Source organism: Rhodovastum atsumiense, assembly GCF_937425535.1.
GTDB classification, from domain to species: domain Bacteria; phylum Pseudomonadota; class Alphaproteobacteria; order Acetobacterales; family Acetobacteraceae; genus Rhodovastum; species Rhodovastum atsumiense.
In genome coordinates, this window is sequence record NZ_OW485601.1 from 2,605,273 (window position 1) to 2,631,010 (window position 25,738).

Annotated in this window: 17 protein-coding genes; 9 read left to right on the forward strand and 8 right to left on the reverse strand. The window is 70.1% G+C overall.

The genetic code is table 11. The features are described 5' to 3' along the window. Window positions 1-6 precede the first annotated feature (6 nt). Both purU and glnT read right to left on the reverse strand, forming a co-directional pair. On the reverse strand, window positions 7-873 hold the full coding sequence (gene purU / locus NBY65_RS11930) for a formyltetrahydrofolate deformylase (protein ID WP_150041456.1): 867 nt from the start codon (window positions 871-873) through the stop codon (window positions 7-9). A gap of 83 nt (window positions 874-956) precedes the next feature. Further along, entirely contained in the window at window positions 957-2,258 is a 1,302-nt protein-coding gene (gene glnT / locus NBY65_RS11935; RefSeq protein ID WP_150041457.1) for a type III glutamate--ammonia ligase, read from the reverse strand. Between the two features lie 222 nt (window positions 2,259-2,480). Between glnT and NBY65_RS11940 the strand changes: the two genes are divergently transcribed. The 4 genes from NBY65_RS11940 (at window position 2,481) to NBY65_RS11955 (ending at window position 11,169) form a co-directional block, all read left to right on the forward strand. Next, on the forward strand, window positions 2,481-3,383 hold the full coding sequence (locus tag NBY65_RS11940) for a class II glutamine amidotransferase (RefSeq protein ID WP_150041458.1): 903 nt from the start codon (window positions 2,481-2,483) through the stop codon (window positions 3,381-3,383). Next, window positions 3,365-5,323, forward strand: a complete 1,959-nt coding sequence (locus NBY65_RS11945) for a glutamate synthase-related protein (RefSeq protein ID WP_150041459.1) — start codon at window positions 3,365-3,367, stop codon at window positions 5,321-5,323. The genes NBY65_RS11940 and NBY65_RS11945 overlap by 19 nt, the downstream gene beginning before the upstream one ends. Before the next feature lies 1 nt (window position 5,324). Beyond that, complete coding sequence (locus NBY65_RS11950) at window positions 5,325-7,817, forward strand: FAD-dependent oxidoreductase (RefSeq protein WP_150041460.1); 2,493 nt, start codon at window positions 5,325-5,327, stop codon at window positions 7,815-7,817. Window positions 7,818-8,064: 247 nt separating this feature from the next. Then, the gene (locus tag NBY65_RS11955; protein ID WP_150041461.1) at window positions 8,065-11,169 is read left to right on the forward strand and encodes a DEAD/DEAH box helicase; all 3,105 of its coding nucleotides are present in this window, start codon (window positions 8,065-8,067) and stop codon (window positions 11,167-11,169) included. 229 nt (window positions 11,170-11,398) lie between these two features. Here the strand turns inward: NBY65_RS11955 and NBY65_RS11960 are convergent, their stop codons facing one another. Then, a complete protein-coding gene (locus NBY65_RS11960) occupies window positions 11,399-11,875 on the reverse strand; it encodes a MucR family transcriptional regulator (protein ID WP_150041462.1) in 477 nt (158 codons plus the stop codon). A 1,104-nt stretch (window positions 11,876-12,979) separates the two neighbouring features. On the opposite strand from NBY65_RS11960, the gene NBY65_RS11965 reads away from it, so the two are divergent. Then, the gene (locus NBY65_RS11965) at window positions 12,980-13,528 is read left to right on the forward strand and encodes a hypothetical protein (RefSeq protein WP_150041463.1); all 549 of its coding nucleotides are present in this window, start codon (window positions 12,980-12,982) and stop codon (window positions 13,526-13,528) included. A gap of 46 nt (window positions 13,529-13,574) precedes the next feature. Here NBY65_RS11965 and NBY65_RS11970 read toward each other — a convergent pair whose 3' ends face one another. From NBY65_RS11970 to NBY65_RS11985, 4 genes are all read right to left on the reverse strand, one after another. Further along, entirely contained in the window at window positions 13,575-15,848 is a 2,274-nt protein-coding gene (locus NBY65_RS11970) for a CHASE3 domain-containing protein (protein ID WP_203330514.1), read from the reverse strand. Window positions 15,849-16,014: 166 nt separating this feature from the next. Further along, window positions 16,015-16,845, reverse strand: a complete 831-nt coding sequence (locus tag NBY65_RS11975) for an SH3 domain-containing protein (RefSeq protein ID WP_150041464.1) — start codon at window positions 16,843-16,845, stop codon at window positions 16,015-16,017. A gap of 47 nt (window positions 16,846-16,892) precedes the next feature. Continuing rightward, a complete protein-coding gene (locus NBY65_RS11980) occupies window positions 16,893-17,270 on the reverse strand; it encodes a DsrE/DsrF/DrsH-like family protein (protein WP_239002824.1) in 378 nt (125 codons plus the stop codon). Next, complete coding sequence (locus NBY65_RS11985) at window positions 17,260-18,078, reverse strand: HesA/MoeB/ThiF family protein (RefSeq protein WP_150041465.1); 819 nt, start codon at window positions 18,076-18,078, stop codon at window positions 17,260-17,262. The genes NBY65_RS11980 and NBY65_RS11985 overlap by 11 nt, the downstream gene beginning before the upstream one ends. A 58-nt stretch (window positions 18,079-18,136) precedes the next feature. On the opposite strand from NBY65_RS11985, the gene queC reads away from it, so the two are divergent. From queC to NBY65_RS33790, 3 genes are read left to right on the forward strand one after another with little or no spacing between them, the layout of a single operon-like run. After that, window positions 18,137-18,856 carry a 7-cyano-7-deazaguanine synthase QueC gene (queC, locus tag NBY65_RS11990; protein WP_150041466.1) on the forward strand — a complete coding sequence of 240 codons (720 nt, stop codon included), beginning with the start codon at window positions 18,137-18,139 and terminating at the stop codon, window positions 18,854-18,856. Beyond that, window positions 18,853-20,079 (forward strand): metallophosphoesterase family protein, encoded by a 1,227-nt coding sequence (locus NBY65_RS11995; protein ID WP_162530591.1) that lies wholly within the window; start codon window positions 18,853-18,855, stop codon window positions 20,077-20,079. The genes queC and NBY65_RS11995 overlap by 4 nt, the downstream gene beginning before the upstream one ends. Beyond that, complete coding sequence (locus NBY65_RS33790; protein WP_162530592.1) at window positions 20,079-23,522, forward strand: AAA family ATPase; 3,444 nt, start codon at window positions 20,079-20,081, stop codon at window positions 23,520-23,522. Before NBY65_RS11995 ends, NBY65_RS33790 begins: the two co-directional genes overlap by 1 nt. A gap of 79 nt (window positions 23,523-23,601) precedes the next feature. Here the strand turns inward: NBY65_RS33790 and NBY65_RS12005 are convergent, their stop codons facing one another. Continuing rightward, a complete protein-coding gene (locus NBY65_RS12005; RefSeq protein ID WP_162530593.1) occupies window positions 23,602-24,942 on the reverse strand; it encodes an MFS transporter in 1,341 nt (446 codons plus the stop codon). A gap of 295 nt (window positions 24,943-25,237) precedes the next feature. On the opposite strand from NBY65_RS12005, the gene NBY65_RS12010 reads away from it, so the two are divergent. Then, on the forward strand, window positions 25,238-25,624 hold the full coding sequence (locus tag NBY65_RS12010; RefSeq protein ID WP_150041470.1) for a DoxX family protein: 387 nt from the start codon (window positions 25,238-25,240) through the stop codon (window positions 25,622-25,624). The last annotated feature ends 114 nt before the right edge of the window (window positions 25,625-25,738 follow it).

Genomic DNA, 25,738 nt, shown 5'->3' on the forward strand with positions numbered 1-25,738 from the left:
CCGGTTCTAGCGGCGGAACACCACGGTCTTGTTGCCATTGGGCAGCACGCGGTGCTCGATATGGTAGCGCACGGCGCGGGCGAGCACGACGCTTTCGATGTCGCGTCCCAGCGCCACCAACTCGTCGGGCGTGTGGGTGTGGTCCACACGTTCCACCGCCTGTTCAATGATCGGGCCTTCGTCGAGGTCGGTGGTGACGTAATGCGCGGTGGAGCCGATGATCTTCACCCCGCGCGCATGCGCCTGGTGGTACGGCTTCGCGCCCTTGAAGCTCGGCAGGAAGGAATGATGGATGTTGATGCAGCGCCAGGACAGGGCGGCGCACATCTGCGGCGACAGCACCTGCATGTAGCGCGCCAGCACCACCAGGTCGATGTGCAGCCGGTCCACCATTTCCAGGATGCGGCCTTCCTGCTCGGCACGCGTGTCCCTGGTCACCGGCAGATGGTGATAGGGAATGCCGTGCCATTCCACCACACGCTGCAGGTCCGGGTGGTTGGACACCACGCCGGGGATCTCCACCGGCAGCGTGCCGGTACGGTAGCGGTACAGCAGGTCGTTCAGGCAGTGGTCGAATTTGGAAACCAGTAGCAGCAACCTCGGCCGCCGCGTGGCATCGTGGATGTGCCACTCCATGCCGAAGCGTTCGGCGAAGGGCGCGAACGCGGCTTGCAGCGCCGCGATCGAGGGCATGCCCGGACGTTCCTGGAACACCGTGCGCATGAAGAAGCGCCCGGTGGCGACATCGCCGAAATGCTCGGATTCGGTGATGAACAGCTCATGGCTGGACAGGAAGCCGGCCACCGCCGCCACGATGCCGGTCGTGTCCGGGCAGGTGATGGTGAGGATGTAATGCTTGGCAGGCGGCGTCATCGCGCGATGGGATCCATGCGAGAGGGGGAAAGCTCACGACGGAAGGGGTGGCGCAGCGGCGGATTGCCGCCGCGCCGTCCGGGTCAGCAGTCGAGCGTGTGGTGGCGTTCCCACGCCGTGGCGTGGCTCATGAACGCGTTCCACTCGGCCAGGCGCAGTTTGGTGTAGCTGTCCACCACCTCGTTGCCGAAGCCGGCGCGCACGATCTCGGAGGCATCGAACAGCCGCAGGGCATCCAGCAGATTGAGCGGCAGCCGGCGGACATCCTTCAGGGTGTGACCATCGGTGTACATGTTGATGTCCAGCCGCTTGCCGGGATCGCGCCGGTTGGCGATGCCGTCGAGCCCGGCCAGCAGCAGCGCCGCCGGCGCAAGATACGGGTTGGTGGCCCCGTCCATCAGGCGGAATTCGAAGCGCCCGGCATCGGGGATGCGCACCATGTGGGTGCGGTTGTTGCCGGTGTAGGTGATGGTGTTCGGTGACCAGGTCGCTCCCGAGGTGGTGACCGGCGCGTTGATGCGCTTGAAGCTGTTCACCGTGGGATTGAAGATCGCGCAGAGATCCGCCGCCGAGTGGATCACGCCGCCGAGGAACTGGTAGGCCAGGGTGCTCATGCCCAGCTCGCCGGCCGGGTCGGCGAAGGCGTTTTCCTCGCCGCGCCAAAGGCTGACATGCATGTGGCAGCCATTGCCGGTGAGGCCGTTGAATGGCTTGGGCATGAAGGTCGCGCGCATGCCGTGCTTCTCGGCCAGCGTCCTGACCATGTACTTGAAGAAGACGTGCCGGTCGGCGGTGCGCAGAACGTCGTCGTATTCCCAGTTCATCTCGAACTGGCCGTTGGCGTCCTCGTGGTCGTTCTGATAGGGCTGCCAGCCAAGCTGCAGCATCGCGTCGCAGATTTCCTTGATGAGATCATAGCGCCGCATCAGGGCCATCTGGTCGTAGCAGGGTTTCGGGTAGTCATCGGCGCCGTCGGCCACCGCGCTGCCGTCCCGGTTCAGCAGGAAGAATTCGCACTCCACGCCCGTCTTCATCTGCAGGCCCAGCGCACGGGCCTTGGCGATCTGCCGCTGCAACACCTGGCGCGGCGCGTCCGGCACCGGCTGGCCGTCGCAATACAGATCGGCGGCAAGCCAGCCCACTTCAGGCTTCCAGGGCAACTGGATCAGGCTGGCCGGGTCGGGAATGGCCAGGGTGTCGGGATGGGCCGGCGTCTGGTCCAGATGCGTGGCGAAGCCCGCGAAGCCCGCGCCGTTCTTCTGCATGCCGGCGATCGCCGCGGCGGGCGCCAGCTTGGCGCGCAGCACGCCGAACAGGTCGACGAAGGAGATCAGGAAATACTGAATGCCGCGTGCCTGGGCAATCTCGGCAAGGTCCTCTGCCATCGGAGCTCCTCTGCTCAGCAGTTGCCGCGGGAATGGGCGCTTTGGAATTATCACGGGCACCGTATGGCATGATTTGCCTCGTTTCAACCCAGAAGAAAGAATTTTTCCGCAGAGGATACAGAAAAGAGGCAATTTTCCCCTCAGGAAAAATTCTTGATCCACAGGATTGACCGGCGCGTCGGAATGTTGCTAGCCTCGGGGCTCGCGCAAGGAGGGACGGTGATGTGCGGAATCGCAGGCATCCTCTTCAAGACGCCGGCCGCGAACCATGTTCTGGGGCGCGCGCTGGTGGACATGCTGGACGGCTGCCAGCATCGCGGGCCGGATTCCACCGGCTTCGCCCTGTACGAAGATGACGTCGCCGGCCTGCGCCTGCGCTTTCTCGTCGATGACGACGCCGAGGCGCAGATCGCGCGCATCCGTGCGGCGTTGGCAGCCCAGGGCGCGGTGATCCGGGCCGAGAAGCGCGAAGGCAGCACCTTCCTGGTCGAAGTCGGGTACGACGGCGAGATCCGCCCCTTCGCCTATGCGATGGAACAGGCGGCGAAGCTGGTCTCGATCGGCACCGCGCTTGATATCATCAAGGATGTCGGCACTTCGCGCGAGCTGGACAGCGTTTATCACCTGGGCGAGATCCGCGGCAGCCACGGCCTGGGCCATGTCCGCCTGGCCACCGAATCCGAAGTGAAGCCGGAAGCCGCGCATCCGTTCTGGGCCACCGGCTTCGCCGACGTCGCGATCGTGCATAACGGCCAGATCACCAATTACTGGAAGATGCGGCGCCGGCTGGAGACGCGCGGCTTCGAGTTCCGTACGGATAACGACTCCGAGCTGATCGCCGTCTACCTTGCCGACAAGATGGCGCAGGGCGTGACGCTCGACGCCGCGCTGGCGCAGTCGGTCGAGGACCTGGACGGCACCTTTTCCTTCCTGGTCTCGACCCGGGACGGCATCGGCTTCGCCAAGGACCGGCTCGCCGCCAAGCCGATGGTCATGTACGAAGACGACACCCTGGTGGCCATCGCCTCGGAAGAGGTGTCGCTGAACCGCCTGTTTCCGGGCCACTCCCTTTCCACCACCGAACCTGCGCCGGGGACCTATCGCACGTGGTCACGATCGATCTGAGCACCATCACGGTCCGCGAGGCCAACGCCACCCTGCGCGGCGCCGCCGCGCGCGGCGAGGACATCGAGATCCTCAACCCCGATGCGCGCCACCATATCGGCGTCGGACTGATCCATCCGGTGACGGTACGGGTGCGCGGCTCGGCCGGGTATTTCTGTGCCGGGCTCTCGCATGGCGCGCGCTTCGAGGTCGAATCCAATGTCGGCTGGGGCGTCGGTGATTCGATGTATGCCGGCAGCGTCGTGGTCGGCGGCAATGCCGGCGCCATCGCCGGCGTGGCACTGCGCGGCGGCGAGGTGGTGGTCCGCGGCAATGTCGGCAGCCGCGCCGGGCAGGTGATGAAGGCCGGCACGCTGCTGTGCCGCGGCAATGCCAGTTTCCTCGCCGGCTACCTGATGTATGGCGGTCGCATCATCATCCTCGGCGATTCCGGCGAGCGCGTCGGCGAGGACATGTCGGGCGGCGCGATCTATGTCGGCGGACGGGTGCAGAGCCTCGGCGCCGATGCGCGCATCGTGGAGATGCCCGCCACGGAGGCGGCCGGGATTCATGCCTTCCTGGCGAAATACGGCATCGTCTTCAACGGCTCCTTCACCAAGATCGTCAATGCCGGCACCAAGCTGCGCTACGGCGTGACGGAGCCGATCAGCCGCCCGCTGCCGCACACGGAGTTTTCCGCCGGCGATGCCTACTGGAACGCCAAGGTGGCCGGCGACATCCATGCCAAGGCGCTGATCGGCCGCTATCGCATCCGCGGCTATGGCGCGGCCAGGCCGGTGCCGCATTTCTCCGACATCGCCATCAAGGTCGATCCCGCGCGCATCGGCGCCGTGGGTGACCCGGTGACGGCGGTCAACCTGCGCACCCGGCTCGGCGACCGCTTCGGCGCGAAGCCGCTCGATCTCTCCATGCCCGTGCTGATCGCACCGATGAGCTATGGCGCGCTGTCGAAATCCACCAAGATCGCGCTGGCCCGCGCCTCGCGCCTGTCCGACATCGTCGAGAACACCGGCGAGGGCGGCATGCTGCCCGAGCAGCGCGCCGAGGCAAGGCAACTGATCTACCAGTGCCTGTCCGGCCGGCTGGGCTGGAACATCCACGACATGCTGCGTGCCGATGCGCTGGAAATCTACATCTCCCAGGGCGCCAAGCCGGGGCTCGGCGGGCAGTTGATGGCGAAGAAGGTGACGAAGGAGCTGGCGGCGATCCGCGGCATCCCCGAAGGCATCGATTTGCGTTCGCCCTCGCGCCACCCCGACATCATGGGGGCCGACGACCTGGTGATCAAGGTGGACGAGTTCCGCGAGGCCACCGGCTACGCCAAGCCGATCTCGGTGAAGATGGGCGCGGGCCGGGTGCGCGACGACATCAAGATCGCCTACAAAGACGGCTTCGACTTCGTGCAGCTCGACGGGTTGCAGGGCTCGACCGGTGCCGCCTCCACCGAGGTGCTGGAGAACATGGGCATCCCGACCCTGGCCGCGTTGCAGGAAGCGCTCGATGGCCTCGCCGAGATCGAGCACAAGGGCGACATGCCGATCGTGCTGATGGGTGGCATCAAGGACGGCATCGATGCGGTGAAAGCCCTGGCGCTCGGTGCCAGCGCCGTGGCGATGGGCACCGCGGCGCTGATCGCCGGCGGCTGCATCAGTTGCATGCAATGCCATGTCGGCAATTGCGTGGTCGGCATCGCCACCCAGGATCCCGCGCACGAGGCGCGCTATCAGGTCGATGTCCAGGCCCAGGCGATCCACCGTTTCCTTGAATCGGTGCGCTGGCAGATCGCCGCGATCACCCAGGCGCTCGGCTACTCGGATTTCCGCCAGCTTTCGCGGCGGGATCTGGTGGCGCTGACGCCGGAGGCCGCCGCCATCACCGGCCTGCCCTACGATCCGTCCTATCGCCCGGCCGAGGATCGGCCGCTCGCGCAGGTGGCCTGAGATGAGCTGCAAGCCGTTTTCCCTCGACCTCGCCGCCGACCAGAGCGGGCTGCCGCACTACCAGCCGCCGCCCTGTCAGGTGGCCTGTCCGATCGGCACCGACGTCGCGTCCTATGTCGGGCTGATCTGGGCCGGTGACCTCTCAGGCGCGCTGGAGGCGATCACTGCCACCAACCCGTTCTCCGGTGTGTGCGGCCGGGTCTGCGACGCGCCGTGCGAGCCGGCCTGTCGCCGCACCGGCGCCGATGGCCCGGTCGCGATCCGCGCGCTGAAGCGCTACGTCATGGACCGTCTCGGTCCGGGGTTCCACCTGCCGGCGATCGCCCCGGACAAGACGCAGCGTGTCGCCATCATCGGCGCCGGCCCGGCCGGCCTGACCGCGGCGCAGGACATCGCCGCCGCCGGCTACCACGTGGACGTGTACGAAGCGCTGTCCCGCCCCGGCGGAATGATGCTCTGGGGCATTCCGGATTTCCGCCTGCCGCCCGAGGTGGTCGAGCAGGACATCGCTCGCATCCTGCAACGTTGCCCCGGCATTACCCTGCATCTCTCCGCCCCACTCGGTGAGGCGGTGTCGCTCGCGGACCTTTCCCGCAGCCATGACGCGGTGCTGCTGACGGTCGGTGCCTCGGCCGGGCGACGGCTCGGCGTGCCCGGCGACGACCTGCCGATGGTGCAGGACGGCGTGAGCTTCCTCAATGCGGTGAATGGTGGCGCCCGTCCGCGCCTGCCCGCGCATGTGGTGGTGGTGGGCGGCGGCGACGTTGCCATGGATGCCTGCCGCACCGCTCGTCGCCTGCCGGGGGTGGAGAAGGTGACGGTGCTGTACCGCCGCGGTCCCGATGAAATCCCCGCCCGCGCGCACGAGATTTCCGCGGCCCTCGCCGAAGGCATCGAGATCGTCTACAACGTTGCCCCCGCCGCCGTGCTGGCGCGCCCCGACGGCAGCACGCGGCTGCGCTGCCTGCGCACCGAGCTGGGGGCGCCTGGTCCGGACGGCCGCCGGGCTTTCCGCACCTTGCCGGACTCCGGCTTCGAACTTCCCGCCGGCCTGGTCATCGCCGCGGTTGGGCAGAAGACCGCGACGCTGGAACTGGCACGGCATGGCCTGCTGGAAGGCGAGCGCATCGCCACCGATCCGGCCACGATGCGCACGCGCCTGCCGGGTGTCTTCGCCGCCGGTGATGCCGCCTTCGGCTCTTCCACTATCGTGCAGGCCATGTTCCAGGGCCATAAGGCGGCCTATTACGTGCTCGCGGCGCTGGAGGGAGAGGCGCATCCACTGCCGTACCGCACGCCCTGCCGTACCCGGGCCGTTCCGGTGGCGCAGGATCCGCGCTGGGAAATCCTCGGCCTGGAGCATCCGCGTTTCCTCGGCCTGGGCGATGCGCTCTGGGGCGAGACCGAAGCCGGCTATGACGATCGCGTCGCGCGGGAGCAGGCCGCCCGTTGCTATCGCTGTGACACGGAAACCGGATCGGTCGATTATTCGGTGAAGATGCGCGAGACCATCTTCGCGCTGGCGCGCCAGGACGCGACGCCGTCCACCATCGCCGACCTGACCCGCCAGCGCCTTGCCGGCCGTCCCGATCCGTTTCTGCCGACCCGCCCGGCGACCTTCGATGAACTGGTCTTCCTGCCCGCCAACCTGACCCGGCTGGTGATCGATCCCTACCGCGAGGCCTGCCGGACCCGGACGCCCCTGGGCAACGGCCTGGATCTCGCGCATCCCATGCTTGTGGGCGGCTTCGACGCTGCGCCGGAGGCCATCCGTGCGGCGGTGGCCGCGGCGTTGCTGCGCTCCGGGGGCGGCTATGCCGGCCGCCGGCCGCTCGATGAGCCACGGATCCCCTGGCTGCAACTGGTCACCGCCCCGGATGCGGCCGATGCGCGCGCGGCGGCAGTGCTGCTGGTGAAGGACGCGCATGCGCCCTTCGCGCTGCCGCAACGCCGCCACCCAGGCCAGTTGCTCGGTCTGGTGGCGACGGCGGAAACTATCGCCGAAGCGGTCGATTTCGCCATCACGGCGAAGGCCGACCTGCTGCTGCTCGATGGCAGCGGGCATATGCAGGCCAACTGGGCCGAACTCGCCGGGCCGCCCGATCTCGGACTGATCACCGGGGCCGTGAGCCTGCTGCGCGCCCGCAAGGCCGAGGAGACGATCCCGCTGCTCTGGTTCGGCGGCCTGCGGTCCGGCACCGATCTCGCCAAGACCCTGGCCCTCGGCTGCAACGCCGGGATCACCAGCCTGGCTGCCGCCCTCGCCCTGGGCGGAGAGATCGGCGAGGCCGGTCCGGACTTCGCGCCGGCCGACCACGACAGCCGGGTCCAGGCGCTCGCGTCCTTCCTGCAGGCGGCGGTGTCGGAATGTTCCATGATGGCACGCTGCACCGGTAAAACCGACGTGCACAACCTGGAGCCGGAGGATCTGCGGACGATCTCACTCGCGGCCCGGCGGGCGACCGGGATCACCATGGCCGGGACCAAAGGGTAAAGGCCAGGGCTCCGCCCTGGACCTGCCAAGGGCCACAAGGCCCTTGGATCCCATTCGCGCTGCGCGGCACAGAGTCAGGGGTTCCAAGGGCGAAGCCCTTGGTGGAGGTGCAGGAGGCGAAGCCTCCTGCCGGGGCCGGGGCAGCGCCCCGGGCGGCGTGCCTTTCCATGGGGGCGTCATCCGCGCTACTTTTCCCTTCCAAACCCGCATACGTCTGTGATTCGCTCGCCCGGGATTGCGCTCGCTGATGCCCATTGCGTTCTCGTCCGAGGATCTCGGGCGCGTCTTCCCTTCACGCACGCTCACGCGTGGCCGCACCCTGGTGCTTGCCGGTGCGGTCGAGGTGCATCTTGATGGTGACGCCATCGCGGGCAGCGTGCAGGAGCGGGGAACGCGGCACGCCGTCCGGATCGTGCCGTCGGCGCTCGGGCGGCGGGTGGTGTTCGATGCCGGCTGTGGTTGCGGGGCCGCGGCCTGTGTCCATCTGGCTGCCGCCGCTTTCGCCGCCCTCGACCGGTTTCCGGCGCTGCGCCGGCCGGAGCAGCAGAGTTTCTTCGATGCGTTGGTCGCCTCTCCCGTCAAGGAGAAACAGAAGGTGGTCTTCGAACTGGCGGCGGGGCTACCCCCGCATGCCTGCTTCGTCTCTGTCATTCTTGTCGGCGAACGGACCGGCCGCATCGAAAGGACCACGCCGGCGCAACTGCTGGCCGATGCCGGGATCGGCGGGGATGTGCATGCGCTCGCAACCGCTTTGGGCGGAGGTGACCAGACCCGCACCGGGATTCCGCCCGGCCGTGTCGCCGGTCTGCTGCCACGCCTGGCGCAGAGCGGGCTGGCGCGCTGGCAGGCCACCGCGCGGGCGCTGGTTTCCGGCGAGACGCGGAATTTCGTTGCCGGTGCGCCGCCGCCCTTGCCGCCTCGTTCGGCGGTCATCGCCGGCGATGCGGGATCCTGGTACGTCGATGCCGCCACCGGCGCGGTCGGCCGCATTCACCTCCAGCAGGTCCGGCCGCGTCCTGTCCCGGGTCGCGTGGTGCCCGACCGTCCGGCGCGCCGGGTCGCGCCGTCGGCCAGCGTCGAGCCGGTCATCGTGGAGCGTGCCTTTGCGCCGGTGCTGCGGCTGACGCGGCTGGAATGTCCCGACGAAGGTGGTCGCCTGCAGGTGTTCGACGCCCTGCTGGTCGATTTCGAGTATGACGGCATCCGGGTGCACGCCGACGATGACCGCCAGTTCCTCCGGGTGGAAGCGCCGGGCGGGCCGGTTTTCGTCCGCCGCGATCGTGCCGCCGAGGCGTCCTGGCTGGAAGCGCTGCTGCAGGATGGCTTCGTGCAGATGCGGGTGGCCGATGGCGCGGCGGCGAAGGGGCGGCGGGCTTTTCTGTTCCGGGGGCGCGACGCCGTCGAGCGCTGGCAGGCTTTCGTCACCGAACGTGTCCCGGCGCTGCAGGCGCTGGGCTGGCGCAGCCTGATCGACCGGGATTTCGGTCCCCGCGTGGTGGGTTCGGTCGGGATCTGCGACATGCGGGTGGCCGACGCCGCGCAGGGGGGCTTCTCACTCGATCTTGGGATCGAGATCGAGGGCGTGCGCCACAAGCTGCTGCCGATCCTGATGCGCCTGCACGAGCGCGGCGGCATGGAAGCGGCGCAGATCGTCGATGGCGAGGTGGTCACCAGCCTCGATGACGGCCGCATCCTGAAATTGCCGGCCGAACGCATCGGGCGCCTGCTCGCGGTGATCGGCGACCTGATCGAGGCAGCGCGGCGCACCGGCGACGATGCGCTGGTACTGGATGCCGCCGAGGCCCCGGCGGTGCTGGACCTCGAGGAACTGCTGACCGCGCGCTGGCAGGATGCCGCCGCCATCGCCGCCCGGGTGGCGCATTTCCGCGGCGTCGCCGAGATCCCGGAGGTGGCGGTCCCGGCCGGTTTCACCGCCGTGCTGCGCCCCTACCAGCAGCAGGGCGTCAACTGGCTGCAGCATTTGCGGGCCTGCGATCTCAGCGGGTTCCTCGCCGATGACATGGGGCTGGGCAAGACGGCGCAGACCATCGCCCACATCGTCGTCGAAGAGGCGGCCGGAAGGCTCGACCGGCCCACGCTGATCGTGGTGCCGACCAGCCTGGTCAGCAACTGGACGGCCGAGCTCGCCAAGTTCGCGCCGCATCTGCGGGTGGCGGTGCTGCACGGCCTCGACCGCCACGAGCGCCGCGACCATCTCGACGGCATCCATGTCGTGGTGACGACCTATACCGTGCTCGCGCGCGACATCGACGCGATGCAGCATTTGTCCTGGCACCTGGTGGTGCTGGACGAGGCGCAGGCCATCAAGAATCCCGCGGCCAAGGCGACGCATGCGGTCTGCCGGCTCGACACGCGGCACCGGCTTTGCCTTTCGGGCACGCCGATCGAGAACAACCTGGGCGAATTATGGTCGCAGTTCGCCTTCTTGATGCCGGGCCTGCTGGGTGAACGGAAAACATTCTCCAAACGCTTCCGCACGCCGATCGAGAAGAAGGGCGATGTCGTCCGCCGCCGGCAACTGGCCCGGCGCATCCGCCCTTTCATCCTGCGCCGCACCAAGGCCGAGGTGGCGGCCGAGCTGCCGCCGAAGCACACCATCCTGCGCCGCATCACCCTCGCCCCCGACCAGCGCGAGCTGTACGAGACCATCCGCGCGACGCTGCACGAGAAGGTGCATCACGACATCGCGACCCGCAGCCTGGCGCAAAGCCGCATCGTCGTGCTCGACGCGCTGCTGAAGCTGCGCCAGGTCTGCTGTGACCCGCGACTGGTGAAGCTGCCCTCGGCCCAGTTCGGCGCCACCTCCAGCAAGCTCGACGATCTGCTGGAGATGGTCACGGAGATGGTCTCGGAGGGGCGGCGGATCCTGCTGTTCTCCCAGTTCACCTCGATGCTTGACCTGATCCGGCCGCGCCTGGCCGCCGCCGGCATTGCCTTCGTCGAACTGCGCGGCGACACCGATGACCGCGCCACGCCGGTGCGGCGTTTCGAGGCGGGGGAGGTGCCGGTGTTCCTGATCAGCCTGAAGGCTGGCGGGCGAGGGCTCAACCTGACCTCGGCCGACACGGTGATTCACTACGATCCGTGGTGGAACCCGGCCGTCGAGGATCAGGCCTCGGACCGCGCCCATCGGATCGGGCAGACGAAATCGGTCTTCGTCTACAAGCTGATCGCGGCGGATACTGTGGAGGAGCGCATCCTCGACCTGCAGGAACGCAAGGCCGCCCTGGCCGGCATTGCCTTCGACACCGAAGTCGCCGCTTTGCCGGGGTTGGAATTCGAGGATATCGACTTCCTGTTCGGCCCGGCAACCGACCCCCTGGCTGCCTGATCGCAGGCCTGCCGCGGCGGACGCCCGGCTGACGCGCCGATCCAGCCGGTCATCGCGTCGCAACACGACTTTGCTTGCCGGGAACAAGGGAGGCATCCCACCCCCGGTTTCGCACGAGGCGGAGGGGACGTTGCTGCATCCCATGTCGCATGTCACCGCGCCGGGAATCAGCCTGCCGCCGCGGGCGCTGGCCTGCGGCGGTCTCGGCGACCCGGGGCTTGGGCGGCCTTTACTCGGCCGCTTTTGCCTTCCGCGACCGCCCGGACGACTTCTTGGCGGGCTCCGGGGCCGGCGGCGGCGGCGGCTCTTCCTCTTCGGCCTGCGTAGGCTTCCGCCCCAGGCCGATCGCCTTGGCAAGGCTTGACCGCTTTTCTGCGTAATTCGGCGCAACCATTGGGTAGTCGTGGGGCAGGTTCCACTTCTCCCGATACTGTTCAGGCGTCATGCCGTGAGCGGTCTGTAGGTGCCGCTTGAGCATCTTTTGCTTTTTCCCGTCTTCCAGACAGACAATGTAGTCGGGAAAAACGGAACGCTTCACAGGAACTGCTGGCTGGAGTTTTTCCGGCTCGGGGGCCTGGGTCCCGGCCTTCGTAAGCGTGTTGTACACAGATTGTATCAGCGCCGGCAGGGCGTCGCTGGCTACGGTGTTGTGCGAGACGTGTGCAGACACGATCTGCGCGGTAAGGGTCAGGACTTGGTCGCTCATGGATCCCAACTAGGTTTGACGGGGGTGATTATAGATCCATTACGTGCTGTGCCAATCATGGTTCAGCTAAGGGCTAGCAATAAGCCGATGCATGCCAGGGCGAGCGTTTCGGCCTCGGATCGCGGTGCGCGTGTGGCGTGGCGCTGACGGCCGGGCGTTGGCCGCAAAAGGGGGCGCGGCGTCGAAATCTGCGGATTGGCTGCCACTTTGGGGAATGCGTGCGGGCCTGCCCGGCCCGCCAGGACATGCAGCCCGCAGTTGGGGATTTGGTTGCGCATGATGGATACGATGCCAGTCGTGCTGCGCCCGGGGCGGAGAATCGGGGCGTGGTGGATGGGATGAGGCTTCCTGCCAGCGGGGGCAGGCGGGAGATCTGGCGTGCCGGGCAGCGGGCATGCCTGCTTCGGCGGGATGGTGCGCGGCGCGCATTCATTGTCGCTGACAGATGATGCGGGGTGGAGTTCCGGCAAGAATGGCGGGCGGCGGGGCGTTCCGTGCTTCGCGCAAATCGTCCTGGCCTGCGGCGCCGGCCACGGGGCGAGGGCATCCAGGCCATGTGTGCAATGCCGTTGCCCCTGGCCTGTTATGGTGCAGCGGGACGATGCGCCCGTTCGAGTGAAAGTTATTGTAGAGCAATAAATACTGGCTTCCTTGCCGCTCCATCGGTGTGGTCGCCCATGTTCGAGGCAGGGAGGGGCGAAAACGATATTGCCGTGCAATGGTGTGCGTGATCCGGTGCGGTGGCAAAGCGTGTCCGGCCTGGGTGATGCTGGCGCCGATCGATGCGCATGCTGCGGCCGCGCACGTGGCGAGCGATTCCAATCCGCTGGATTAACGAGGTATCTGCGGCGATGCCGGACACATGGATGTCCAGGCGCATTGTTCGGAGATGTTACATGAATGCAGGCGGTCATGATAAAATGTTAATGATGTTATGTTGGTGGTGTTGATTTTCTGAATTATATACTTATCAAAAGAGATTTTTTGTTAAGTATTTTGGTGAATTATTTCAGAGAAATTCACGCATTTGGATTGACGGAGCGTTGCGCCCTGGTGTCAATTGGGTGGTGATTGGCTCTCCCCGCCCATCGAAAGGGCACCGGCATGTCGTCGTTTCGTTCCGTTCTGGCTGGTGGGTTTCTTCTGCTTGCAGCCGCCATCCTGACGGTTGGCGGCGAGGCTCCGGCAGCCGGTGCCGTCGCGGATGCGGTGCGGGATCGCTTGCGCGAAGAAGCCCAGCGGGCCGGGTATGTCACACAGGCCGCCCTGCAGGGCGACATGAAGCCGATTGCCTTCGCGTCTTCGTTGCGCCCGCTGCTGACATCCGGGATCTTCGTGGCATCGAGCATCACCTTCGTGGTTTGCGATGACGGTCCCAGTGGCCTCGACATCGCCAGGGCCTTGCAGGATCGCCTGCAGGAAGAAGCGCGACAGACCGCGCATCTCATGCGGAACATTCTGCGCCGGGACGTGCCGCCCATCCGCTTCGCCAACATCCATCCGGGGAATTTCTCCGATTCCGGGCTCATGACCTTCGCGGGGCAGGTCAGTTTCGACGAAGTGTCCGGCACCGACGTCAGGCACGTCACCACCCGGGTGGTTGTGAGCCGGGACGAGGAAAGCTGGCGGGTCCTGCGCATGGAGAAGATCTGATCCGGCACCCGCCGGCACGGGAACGCTGCGGGGCCGTGTCGTGGGATCAGGCGTTGCGCCCGCGGTCCCGCAGGGCGAGGTCCACGACCTTGCCGTGTTCCGGTTCACGCAGGGCGGTGATGGCCTGGTCCGATGCTTCCTGGCTCAGTAATTCCGCCACCTTGCGCGCCAGCAATTCGCGCGAGAACGGCTTGCCGATCAGGTGCACGCCCTCGTCCAGCCGGCCATGGTGCATGATGGCGTTTTCGGTATAGCCGGACATGAACAAAGTCCGCAGCTCCGGTCGCACTTCCGCAAGCCGGCGCGCGACCTCGTGGCCCTTCATGCCCCCGGGCAGCACCACATCCACCAGCACCAGGTCCAGCCGGGTGCCGACCTGTCCGAACACGCGCAGCGCCTCCGTGCCGTCGCCCGCTTCCAGCACGCGGTAGCCCAGCTCACGCAGGATGATGACGGCCACCTCGCGCACGGCGGCGTCGTCCTCCACCACCAGGATCGTGCCGGACCCACGTGGCAGCGTGAGGCAGGCGGCCCCACGCTGTGGCGCGGGCAGTACCGCGCCGGGCGCGCGCGGCAGATAGAGGCGCACCGTCGTGCCTTCCCCGGGCTGCGAGGTGATCGTCACATGCCCGCCCGACTGCCTGACGAAGCCGTAGACCATCGGCAGGCCAAGCCCGGTGCCCTTGCCGGCTTCCTTGGTGGTGAAGAAGGGTTCGAACACCCGGGCCAGCACTTCCGGCGCCATGCCGGTACCGGTGTCGGACACCGCTACCATGACGTACTCGCCGGGCGTGACCTCGGTGTGGCGGCGGGCATGGTCGGCATCGAGCACCTTGTTCGCCAGCGCGATGGTCAGGCGACCGCCGCCGGGCATGGCATCGCGGGCGTTCAGGGCCAGGTTCAGGATGGCGCTTTCCAACTGCGCCGTATCGGCCATGGCGGGCCACAGCCCGGCCGCATCCACCACCTGCAGGTCGATATGCTCGCCGAGGGTGCGGTGCAGCAGGTTGGCCAGATCGGGCAGCATGGCCGACAGGTCGATCGGCATGGGCGAAAGCGGCTGCTTGCGCGCGAAGGCCAGCAATTGCTGTGTCAGTGAGGCGCCGCGTCGGGCGCCCCAGATCGCCCGCTCGATGCGCGGCAGCACCGGATGCCCTTCTTCCAGGCGCGGCCTGGCCATTTCCAGATTGCCCAGTACCACGGTGAGCAGGTTGTTGAAGTCATGCGCGATCCCGCCGGTCAACTGCCCCATCGCCTGCAGCCGCTGCGCGTCGCGCGCGGTCAGCTCGGCGCGCACCCGTTCGGTGGTGTCGGTGACCGTCAGCACGAAGCCGCCATCCGGCATGGCGGTGCGGCGCAGCTCGAAGCTGCGGCCATCCAGGGCGCGGGTGCGTTCATAGACGACCGGCTCGCCCGGCAGCTTCAGAAGACGGCCATGGCGGATCTGGTCCGCGGTCTCGAGGAAGGCATCCCCGCCCCCCGCCGCCGCGGCCTGCGCGACGATCGCTTCGTAGGGCGAGCCCGGCTGCAGCGTTGGCCGCGGCAGCGCCAGCAGCACCGGGAAGCGTTCGTTCCAGCGCAACAGGCGATGGTCGGGGCCGAAGACGCCGATGCCCTGGCTGATGCTGTCGAAGGCCGCGCGCATCTGCTCCGCCAGCGCCCGCTGCCCGGCCTCGGACGCGGTCAGCCGGGCCTGGGCCTGTGCCAGCAGCCGGGCAGACAGGACGAGCAGCCCGATCGCGAGCACGCTGCCGCCCAGGGCAAGCTGGCGCGCCTGCATTTCCGCGCCGGCGGCCGTCGCCTGGCGTTGTGCGAGCAACCGTTCCTCTTCGGCCTGCATCGTTTCGAGGGACAGCCGGATCTGGTCCATCAGCTGCGCGTCATGATCGGCGCGCAGCACGGCCGGGGCGGCCGCGGCGCCGGCCTCGCGCCGCAGATGGATGGTTTCTCCCAGGGTCTCCAGCTTCTTCTGGATGACCAGGGCAAGGCTCCGCAACCGCTCCTGCCGGGTGGCGTTGTCGGCGGTCAGCCGGTGCAACTCGCCCTGCAGCAGGGTGATGCGCCCAAGGGCGGCGCGGTAGAGGGCGAGGTCGTCCTCCTCCCCGGTCAGCAGGAACCCCCGTTGACCGGTCTCGGCGTCGCGCAGGGCGATGCCGAGTTGATCGATGCCGGTGATCACCTCGTGGCTGTGGCGAACCTGGCGGCGTGCCTCCTGGGCGCTGGTGAACTGGAACCAGGTCAGCAATCCGACCATGGCCACCAACAGCAGGGTGCCGGCCAGAGCCATGAGGCTCGCGTTCCTGGTCAGGAGCTTCGACACCGGTTTCCCCCTGCTGGAGCGGTCGAATCGGCCCGGGAGATGTCGCCTTCGGGCCAGGCGCAGTGCTGCGCCACTCGCGCGCTTTTGTCCTCTGGGGGGAATTCCTTACGGCTGTGCTCGGTTGCCCGCCAGCTGGCGGGGGCAGGCAGGACCAGCCGGTGCGACTCTAATTGACTGTTTCTTCCGGGTAGATGCCGTACAGCGTCTCGCGACGCAGGAAGCCGCGATATTCGCCGACCTGTGCCTCGCACCAGGTGGCCTTCGCCTCGCAGTTGCGCAGGCGGCCGACCACGCCCGGCTTCAGCACGGCAACCGGGTTCGCGTCCTCCGAGGCCGAGCGGCGCATCACCTGCTCGGTCTTCACCATGAAGCTGCGGCGTCCTGTCAGGTTGGCGGTGTGGACCCAGCCCTTCACCCCCTCCTGGTCCTCGATCAGACGCCAGACATCGAATTCACGCTCGATCTGCACCGGCAGGTCGCGACGGCGGTACACCCATTCGATCGGGTAGCGGGTGCCAGGCCCGGAGCGCAGATTGATTTCGTCGGAACGCAGGCTGGCCCAGCGGGGGATCGCCAGCCCGGTGACCGGGCCCTTGCTGGGATCGGGGGCCACCCGGGGCGGCTCGGGCAGCGGGATGTCCTCCTCGGGCGAGGGGTCGGCCGCGGCCCCTGCCGCCCCCGCGGCAACCCCTGCGGCGGCACCCGCCGCGGCCGCTGCCCCGGCCTTCGCCCCGGCACGTCCGGGCTTCTGTGCATGCCCGGAGGCGGGGGGGGTGACCACCGGCGGGGCCTTCGCCTGGCCCGGCCGCGGCGGGCCGCCCTGCTGCCCCGGGGGGCGAGGGGCGGCCTGCGGGGGGGGCGGCGCGGTGGGGGCAACGGTCCTGCCCGGCTGGCGCGGCGTGCTCTCGGGCGAGGGCGCCGGCACCTGTGCCGCGGCCGTCGAAACGGCCAGCAGCCCCGCCAGAACCAGTCCCAATCGTCCTTGCGACTCCGTCATGCAACCATGCGTGCCAATCCGGGCCGCATCCGGTCAAGCCCTGAAACTCAGAGCGTGATCACCTGGCCCTTCGCGGCCCCGAGGAAGGTGGCGACGCCAGCGACCTCGACCCCTTTCAGCAGCGCCTGGGGGGCGATTCCGGCCATGCGCAGCCCGGCCTCGCAGGCGATCAGGCGGGCGCCGAGCTGGGTCGCGGATTCCCGCAGGTCGCCGATGCCGGCGATGCCGTGGGCGCGCACGCCGGCGTCGCGCCCGGCATCCGCCAGTCCCGACCAGTCGGCGCACAGGGCGCGGCAGCCCTCGTTGGTGGCGAACAGCACCACCTGCCGCCCCAGCGAGGCGGCGCCGGCGGCCAGCACGAAGGCATAATGCGCGCGCTCGTGCGTGCCGGAGATCAGCAGGATGCCGAGTGTTTCAGATGGCACAGGCAGGGCCCTCCGTGGTGGCGTGAGCGGACAGATCGTGCAGCGTCGCGTTCGGCCCGCAGGCCGTGCAGGCGGGGTCGGGGCGCAGCCGGACGGTGCGGAAGCGGGTGTCCAGCGCATCCCAGACCAGCAGGCGCCCGGCCAGCGTCTCGCCGATGCCGAGGATTTCCTTCAGCACCTCGGTCGCCTGCAGCGTGCCCATCACCCCGGTGACGGCGCCGAGCACGCCGGCCTCGCTGCAGGTCGGCACCAGCCCGGCCGGCGGCGGTTCCGGGTAGAGGCAGCGATAGCAGGGGCCGCCCGCATGCGGCTTGAACACCGAAAGCTGGCCCTCGAAGCGCAGCACCGCGGCCGAGACCAGGGTCTTGCGCGCCAGCACGCAGGCATCCGAGAGCAGGAAGCGGGTGGCGAAATTGTCGGTGCCGTCGCACACCAGGTCGTAGCCGGCGATCAGCTCCAGCACGTTGTCCGGGCCGAGCCGGGTGCGATGCGGCACCACCTCCACGTTCGGGTTGATCGCCCGCGCGGCCAGTGCCGCCGATTCTACCTTGGGCATGCCCAGCCGGTCGGTGGCATGGGCGATCTGGCGCTGCAGGTTCGACACCTCCAGCACGTCGTCGTCCACCACGCCGATGCGGCCGATGCCGGCCGCGGCCAGGTACATCATCAGCGGGCTGCCCAGCCCGCCCGCGCCGACCACCAGCACCCGCGCCGCCCTGAGCTTCGCCTGTCCGGTGCCGCCGACCTCGGCCAGCAGGATGTGCCGGGAGTAGCGGCGGATCTCTTCTTCGTTGAAATCGAGGTCCATCCGGCCAGCATAGGCCCGCGCGGCGTCGCGACGAAGCCGCATTTGCAGGAGGGGTGTGATGGCCCATCAGGATGCCGCCCGGGACGCCGCGCTGGTGCTGTTCTCGGGCGGGCAGGATTCGACGACCTGCCTGGCCTGGGCGCTGGCCCGCTATCCCCGGGTGGAGACGATCGGCTTCGCCTATGGCCAGCGCCACGCCGTGGAACTCGACTGCCGGGCGCCGCTGCGCGCGGGAGTGGCCGGGCTGCAGGACTGGTCGGGCCGGCTCGGGCCCGACCACGTGATCGATCTCGGCGCCTCGCTGGCCGCGATCGGCGCCACCGCGCTGACCACCGAGACCGAGATCCGCATGACCGAGGCGGGGCTGCCGAGCACCTTCGTGCCGGGGCGCAACCTGGTTTTCCTCGCCTATGCTGCGGCGCTGGCGTACCGGCGCGGCCTGCGCCGGATCGTGGCCGGGGTGTGCGAGACCGACTATTCCGGCTACCCCGATTGCCGCGACGACACCATCAAGGCCATGCAGCTCGCGCTCAACCTGGGGCTGGAGCGGCGCTTCGTGCTGGAGACGCCGCTAATGTGGGTGGACAAGGCTGCCACCTGGGCGCTGGCCGAGGAACTGGCCGGGCCGCCGCTGGTCGAGCTGATCGTCGAGCACAGCCATAGTTGTTACCTGGGCAATCGCGCGAATCGGCACGAATGGGGCTATGGCTGCGGAACCTGCCCGGCCTGCGAGCTGCGCGCGGCGGGCTGGCGGCGATGGCGGGAGGAGCGCATTTGACGACCATCCGCTTCCTGCACGCGGCGGATCTGCACCTGGACAGTCCGCTGCGCGGCCTTGAAGCCGATCCGGGCGCCCCGGTCGAGCAGATCCGCGGCGCGACCCGGCGGGCGCTGGAACGGCTGGTCGATCTTGCCCTGGTCGAGGACGTCGCCTTCGTGCTGATCGCGGGCGACATCTATGACGGCGACTGGCCCGACTACGGCACCGGGCTGTTCTTCGGCCACCAGATGGCGCGGCTGGCCCGGGCGGGCAAGCGCGTCTTCGCCATCCGCGGCAACCACGATGCCCAGAACCGCATCACCCGCTCGCTGCGCCTGCCCGATGGCGTGCGCCTGCTGCCGGCGCGGCGGCCGGAGACGGTGGAGCTGCCCGATCTCGGCATCGCCGTGCACGGCCAGAGCTTCGCCGCCCAGGACGTTACCGACAACCTGATGCGCGCCTATCCGAAACCGGTGGCGGGGCTGGTGAACATCGGCCTGCTGCACACCTGCCTGGAGCAGGTCGGCGGGCCGCATCCGCGCTATGCGCCCTGCACCCGGGCCGAGCTGACGGCGCATGGCTATGAATACTGGGCGCTCGGCCACATTCATGCGCGCGAGGTGGTCTGCGAAAATCCCTGGATCGTCTTTCCCGGCAACCTGCAGGGACGGCACGTCAACGAAACCGGCGCCAAGGGCGCCACGCTGGTGACGGTGGCCGAGGGCCGCGTGGTCGCGGCCGAGCACCGGGCATTGGACGATTTCCGCTGGGCACGGCTGAGCGTCGATCTCACCGGCCTGGAAACCGAGGAAGCGGCGCTGGCCGAGATCGCCACCCGGCTGGGGGTGGCGCTGGACGCGGCTGGCGGGCGCGGGCTGGCGGCGCGGGTGACGCTGACCGGAGCGACCATTTTGCACGGCGCGCTGGCGGGGCTGCGGGAGAAGCTGGTCAACGAGGCCCGCATGCTCTCGGCGCTGTTCTGGATCGAGGGGGTGGAAATTCGCACGCGTCCGGCACGGCCGGCGGCACTGGCGGCGCGCGGCGACGCGCTGGGGGCGCTGGCGCGGCGCATCGCCACCCTGGCCGAGGCGCCGCCGGAGGCGCTGCTGGCGGAATGGCCGGCGCAGTTGCTCGGGCGGCTGCCGCCGGGGACGCTGCCGCCGGAGCACCCGCTGCACGATCCGGCACAGGTGCTGGCGCGGGCGCGCGACCTGCTGCTGGCCCGGCTGGAGGAGGGCTGATGCGCCTGACCTCGCTGCTGCTGGAGAGCTACGGGCCGTTCCAGCGCCAGGAGATCCTGCTCGATCCGACGCCCGGACGCATCAACCTGCTGGTCGCTCCCAACGGCGCGGGCAAGTCGGTGCTGCGGCGGGCCTTCGGCGACCTGCTGTTCGATATCCCCGAACGCTCGCCGATGTCCTGGCTGTACGGCACCCAGAACATGCGCCTCACCGCGCAGCTTCGCCAGGACGGGGCCGGGCTGACGCTGGTGCGCCGCAAGGGGCGGGGCAACACGTTGTCGGATGGCACCGCGCCGGTGCCGCCGGAGGCGCTGCGGCTGTTGCTTGGCAGCGCCGACCGCCGCCTGTTCGAGGATCTGTTCGGGCTCGACAGCCGGTTGCTGCGCGAGGGCGGCGAGGAGCTGTGCCGCTCTTCCGGGCGACTCGGGCAGATGCTGCTGGCCGGCAGCGGCGGGCTCGGCCGGGTGCAGCGCCTGCTGGAAGGGTTGTGCCAGGAGCGGGACGCCATCGGCCGGGCCGAGCGGCGCCATGTCTCGCAGCCGATCTGGGCGGCGGCGGCCGAGGCCACCGATGCGCAGCGGGCGCTCGGGCAGGCGGCGTTGCGACCGGAAGCGTTCCTGGCGCTGGAAAAGCGGGCGGCGGAAGCGGCGGAGACGCTGGCGGCGCTGCGGCGCGAGCGCGGGGAGGTCGAGGCGGCGCGGGCACAACTGGCGGCGCTGCGGGCGGTGCGTCCCTGGCTGGGGCGGCGCGACGCGGCGGTCGCGGTGCTGGCGGAAGCGGGCGAGGTGCCGCGCCTCGAAGCCGGCTTCGAGGCGCGCTGGCGTCGGGCACTGGAAACCCATACGGCCGCGGCGGCAGCGGCCGCGAATGCGGCGGAGCAGGCGGCGGCGGTGGCGGCGACCCTGGCCACCGCGGCGCCTGACACCACGTTGCTGGACGCCGCCGGGCCGGTCGAGGCGGTGCTGCGCGAGGCGGTGACCGCGCGCAACGCCGCGCGCGACCTGCCGGAGGTGGAGGCATCCTGCCGCGAGGCGGAGCGGGAAGCGGCCCGGCTGCGCCACGAGCTGGGCTGGGACGCGGCCGTGGCCGTCCCACCCTTGCCGGCGGTGCGGGCCGCGCGCGAGCGGCTGGCGGCGCTGGCCGGGCTGCGCGCGATGGCGGAAACGGCGGAGCGGGAAGCGCTGGCGGCGGGGGCGTTGCTGGCGCGCGCGCGCGCCGAGCTGGCGGCCTTGCCGGAGGCCGAGGAGATCGGGGCGCTGGCCGCCATGGTGCGCGAGATCCGTGGCATGGGTGCGCCGGCGCGGCTGGAGGCGGCGCAGCGCGCGGTCCGCGAGGCCGAGGCGGAGCTGGCCCGGGCGCTGGCGCGCTTGCCTGACCGGGCGTTGACGCGGGCGGCGCTGGCGGCGACGCAAGCACCGGCGGATGCGGTGCTGGCGGCGCGCGAAGCGGCGCTGGGCGAGGCCGAAGCCGCGCACCGGGATGCCCTGCGCGAGCGGGACCGGCTCGGGCATGAGCTGGAGGCGTCCCGCGCCGAGCTGGAGCGGCTACGGCGCGAGGCGGCGTTGCCGGCGCCGGGCGCGCTGGCCGAGGCGCGGGCGGCGCGCGATGAGCTGTGGGACCGGGTCTGCGCGGGCGGCGGGGCCGGGGCGGCGGTGGCGTTCGAGCGGGCCTTGCGGGCGGCCGATGCGGTGGCGGATGCGCTGCTGGCGCACGCCGCCGAGGCCGCGCGGGCGGAGGCGTTGCACCATCGGATTCAGGTCCTGGTGGCGCAGTGCGACGTGGCGCAGGCGGCCGGCGAGGGCAGCGCGGCGGCGTTGTCGCGGGCCCGGGCGGCGCTCGCGGCGCTGGCCGAGGCGGCCGGGGCGCCGGGCGACATGCTGCCGGCCGCGCTGCGGAGTTTCCTGGCGGCGCGCGGGGCGGCGCTCGACCGGGCCGTGGAGCTGGACCGGGCGCGCGCCGAGGAAGCCGCCGCGGCGGCGGCGCTGACCGAGGCAGCATGGCGGCTGGCGGTGACGCTGGGGGTGCCGGAGGGCGGCCTGCCTGCGCTGCTGGAACTGGCGGAGGCGCGCATCATCACCGCGCGCGAGGCCGTGGCCGCCCGCAAGGCGGCGGAGGCCGAGTTGCGTCGTGCCACTCATGACTCCGCCGAGCGACAGGCGGCGGCGGAGCGGGCCCGGGCGGCGCTGGCCGCCTGGACCGCGGCCTGGAGCGAGGTCGCGGCGGCGCTGGCGCGGCCGGCGGAGGAGGCGCCGGAGGCAAGTGGCGCGGCGCTGGCGTTGATGGACGAGCTGCGCGGCCACGAAGCCGTTGCGGCGCGCGACGGGGCGCGGGTGCGTGACATGCAGGCAACGCTCGAAGCCTTTTCGGCGCGCATGGCGGCGCTGTGCGCCCAGGTGGCGCCCGGGCTGGGCGAGTTGCCGCCGCAGCAGGCGGCGGCGCGGCTGGAGGCGGCGCTGAAGGCGCAGCGGGCGGAGGCGGCACGGCTGCAGGCGCTGACCCGGGCCCGCGACGAGGCGGAGGCGCGGGCGGTGGCCGCGTCCGCCGAGGCGCGGCTGGCCGCCGAGGCGCTGGCGGCGTTACGGGCGGCGCTGCGGGTGGAGGACGACGAAGCCGCCGAGGCGCAGTTGCGCCGCATCGCCCGTGTCGCCGAGGCCGAGGCGGGGCTGGCGGAGGCGCGTGGCCAGATCCTGGCGCTGGGCGGCGGCATGACCGAGGCGGCGCTCGATGCCCTGGCGGCGGCGAGCTCGGCCGGGGTCGACGAGGCGGAATTCACCCGGCTGGGCGAGCGCCTGGAAGAGCTTGCCCGGCTGATCGAAGCGGCCTCGGCCGAGGCGCGCAGCGCGGCGGAGGCCCGCGACCGGGCCGGCCAGGGCGAGGACGCCGCGGCCGCGGCGGCACGGCGGGAAGCGGCGCTGGCCGCGCTGTCGCGCCACAGCGAGGAAGCATTGGTGCTGCATGCCGCCGCCAGCCTGCTGCGGGCTGCGCTGGACGCCGAGCGGGCGGAGGCGGGGTCGGGCACCGTCGCGCGGATTGGCGAGGTGTTCCGGGCTCTGACCGGCGGCGGGCAGGCGGGCGTGGCGGTGGAGGATGACGGCGCCGACCAGGTGCTGATGGCGCTGGAGCCGGACGGGCGGGCGCGCAAGACGGTGGCGGAGTTGTCGGAGGGCACGCGCGACCAGTTGTTCCTGGCACTGCGCATCGTCGCGCTGGAAGCCTATGCGCAGGCCAACCCGGCCTTGCCCTTCATCGCCGACGACATCCTGCAGACCTTCGACGATGCCCGCGCCACCGCCGGGTTGCGGGCGCTGCTGGATCTGTCGTCCGTGGTGCAGGTGGTGGTGCTGACGCATCATCCGCATGTGCAGGCACTGGCGCGGACTTTGCCGGCGGGGGCGGTGCACATGCTGGTTCTGCCGGAGCTGCCGATTGCTTCGGCCGCGTAAGTGTAAGTTAAGGCAAGGGCTCCGCCCTTGACCCGGCAGGGGCCACAAGGCCCCTGCACCCCAATCGCGCTGCGCGGCGTCAGGCCGGGCGGCGTTGGCGCAGCGGCTTCGGTTCGGGATGGGTCTCGGGCAGCAGGAACATGACCGCGAGGCAGGCCAGCACGCCGACGCCGGCCAGGCAGAAGAACGCCGTCGCTTCCCCGAAATGATCCGCCAGCGTGCCGCCGATCGCGGTGCTGGCCGCCCCGCCCAGGCTGGCCGCCAGCCCTACCACGCCCAGGGCAAGGTTGAACCGGCCATGGGCATGGGTGATGTCGGCTACCACCAGCGGGATCATCACCCCGATCACGGCGGCGGCGATGCCGTCCAAGGCGTGGTAGCAGACCATCAGCTCGGGCGCGCCGTCGAGGGCGAGCAGGACGGCGCGCAGCGGCAGGACGGCCACGCCCAGCAGCAGCACCGGGCGGCGGGCCCAGTGGTGGGCCAGCCGGCCGAGTTGCGGCGACAGCATCGCCGCCAGCAATTGCGGCAGGATGATCGAGGCGGGCACGACCAGTTCGGAGAGGCGGGCGGTCAGCACCAGCGGCGACCAGGACGCGTCGCTGGCCGAGACGACGACCTGGAACACGGCACCCGGGGCACGGGTGATCGCGCTCGCGGCCAGCGGCAGCAGCGCGGCGTTGCCGAGCTGGAACAGGGCCATGCAGCCGGCGAAGGCGAGCAGGCAGGGATCCAGGACGACCTGCCGCACCGGGACCGGCGGTTCGGTGCGGGCGCGGCGCGGCAGTGCGCCACGGTGGGTGGTGCGGGCGGGCGCGGCCTCGAGGTCGGCGCGGCGGATCATCATGACGGCCAGCACGGCGGCAGGGCCGGAGGCGGCGGCGAGCAGAAACATGGCCTGCCCGGAAAACCACAGCCCGACCGCGCCCATGATGCCGGCCGCCACCGCCGAGCCCATGGCGGCGAAGCGCACGTTGCGGCCCAGCCGCTCGCCGAGCATGTGCTGGCGCGACAGCGCCAGGGTGAGCGCGGCGATGGCCGGGCCCAGCACGCTGCCGGCCGCGCCCTGCAGCACCTGGGCGGTGAACACCGGCAGGGCCAGCGGAACCCCGGCGATCAGCAGGGCGGCGCCGGTGACGGTGAGGATCGCACCGGCGACCAGCACGCGCTTGTTCGGGACCCAGTCGACCAGCAGGCCGGCCGGCACCTGGCTGACCATGGCGGCGACCGTGCCGACGCTGAGCGCGAGGCCCATGGCGGTGGCGCTCCAGCCATGGGTGGTCAGGTAGACCGCGAGGAAGGCACCGAACCCGGTCTGCATCAGCGCGACCAGGAAATTGAGCCAGCTCAGGCCGGCGAGGCTGGCGCGGAGTGCGACGTTCGTACCGTTGTTGGCGTGTGTGTCCAAGGCCGCGGACATGTCCGACTTTCCCGCACCGGCCCATATCTGCCGGTGATGCCAGTATGCCGCAAACGGGGCCGTGCGGATGCAGGCAGATGCTACGAAAGGTTGCTCTTGCAGCGCAATGCTGAACTCGCGCGGGAGCCGGAGGGGGGGCGGCTGCGGGCGCATCACGATATTGTTTGCCCGATAGCAGCCATTGCGCCCCGGGTCCATGCCGGGCGGGACACAAAAAGGCGGGGTGGGCTGGGCGGGCGGCCCGGCATGGCGGCATGATCGGTGCGCCCCTTCCCTCACATCGCCGGAGCCTCGCATGTCGGATCTTCTGACCGCTGTCGCGCCTCGGATGCTGAGCGTCCTGCGCATCGTTTCGGCCTTGCTGTTCCTCGAGCACGGGACCGGCAAGTTCCTGGGCTTCCCGACCCTGCCGGCCTTGCCGCCGGAGTATTCGCTGTCCTGGTGGGGCGGCCTCGGCGAGCTGTTCGGCGGGATCCTGCTGACCCTCGGGCTGTTCACGCGGCCGGTGGCGTTCCTGCTCTCGGGGGAGATGGCGGTGGGCTACTGGACGGCGCATGCCCCCCGGTCCTTCTTCCCGGCGCTGAACGGGGGCGACGCGGCCGTGCTGTTCTGCTTCGTGTTCCTCTATCTGGTGTTCGCCGGGCCGGGGCCGTGGAGCCTGGATGCGCGGCGACGCGGGTAGGGCGGCGCGAAACGAAACCGTCGCGCCGGACGGCGAGCTGTGGCATCTCACGGACTGGAGCGAAGCGCGTTTCCATGGCGGCGTTGCTGCTCAACGGCCAGGACAGCAGGGGCG

What these genes read in the sequence shown, in the direction of transcription:
- purU (WP_150041456.1), bottom strand. Translation starts at nt 873, where the DNA reads ATGACGCCGCCTGCCAAGCATTACATCCTCACCATCACCTGCCCGGAC.
- glnT (WP_150041457.1), bottom strand. Translation starts at nt 2,258, where the DNA reads ATGGCAGAGGACCTTGCCGAGATTGCCCAGGCACGCGGCATTCAGTAT.
- NBY65_RS11940 (WP_150041458.1), top strand. Translation starts at nt 2,481, where the DNA reads ATGTGCGGAATCGCAGGCATCCTCTTCAAGACGCCGGCCGCGAACCAT.
- NBY65_RS11950 (WP_150041460.1), top strand. Translation starts at nt 5,325, where the DNA reads ATGAGCTGCAAGCCGTTTTCCCTCGACCTCGCCGCCGACCAGAGCGGG.
- NBY65_RS11955 (WP_150041461.1), top strand. Translation starts at nt 8,065, where the DNA reads ATGCCCATTGCGTTCTCGTCCGAGGATCTCGGGCGCGTCTTCCCTTCA.
- NBY65_RS11960 (WP_150041462.1), bottom strand. Translation starts at nt 11,875, where the DNA reads ATGAGCGACCAAGTCCTGACCCTTACCGCGCAGATCGTGTCTGCACAC.
- NBY65_RS11965 (WP_150041463.1), top strand. Translation starts at nt 12,980, where the DNA reads ATGTCGTCGTTTCGTTCCGTTCTGGCTGGTGGGTTTCTTCTGCTTGCA.
- NBY65_RS11975 (WP_150041464.1), bottom strand. Translation starts at nt 16,845, where the DNA reads ATGACGGAGTCGCAAGGACGATTGGGACTGGTTCTGGCGGGGCTGCTG.
- NBY65_RS11985 (WP_150041465.1), bottom strand. Translation starts at nt 18,078, where the DNA reads ATGGACCTCGATTTCAACGAAGAAGAGATCCGCCGCTACTCCCGGCAC.
- queC (WP_150041466.1), top strand. Translation starts at nt 18,137, where the DNA reads ATGGCCCATCAGGATGCCGCCCGGGACGCCGCGCTGGTGCTGTTCTCG.
- NBY65_RS33790 (WP_162530592.1), top strand. Translation starts at nt 20,079, where the DNA reads ATGCGCCTGACCTCGCTGCTGCTGGAGAGCTACGGGCCGTTCCAGCGC.
- NBY65_RS12005 (WP_162530593.1), bottom strand. Translation starts at nt 24,942, where the DNA reads ATGTCCGCGGCCTTGGACACACACGCCAACAACGGTACGAACGTCGCA.
- NBY65_RS12010 (WP_150041470.1), top strand. Translation starts at nt 25,238, where the DNA reads ATGTCGGATCTTCTGACCGCTGTCGCGCCTCGGATGCTGAGCGTCCTG.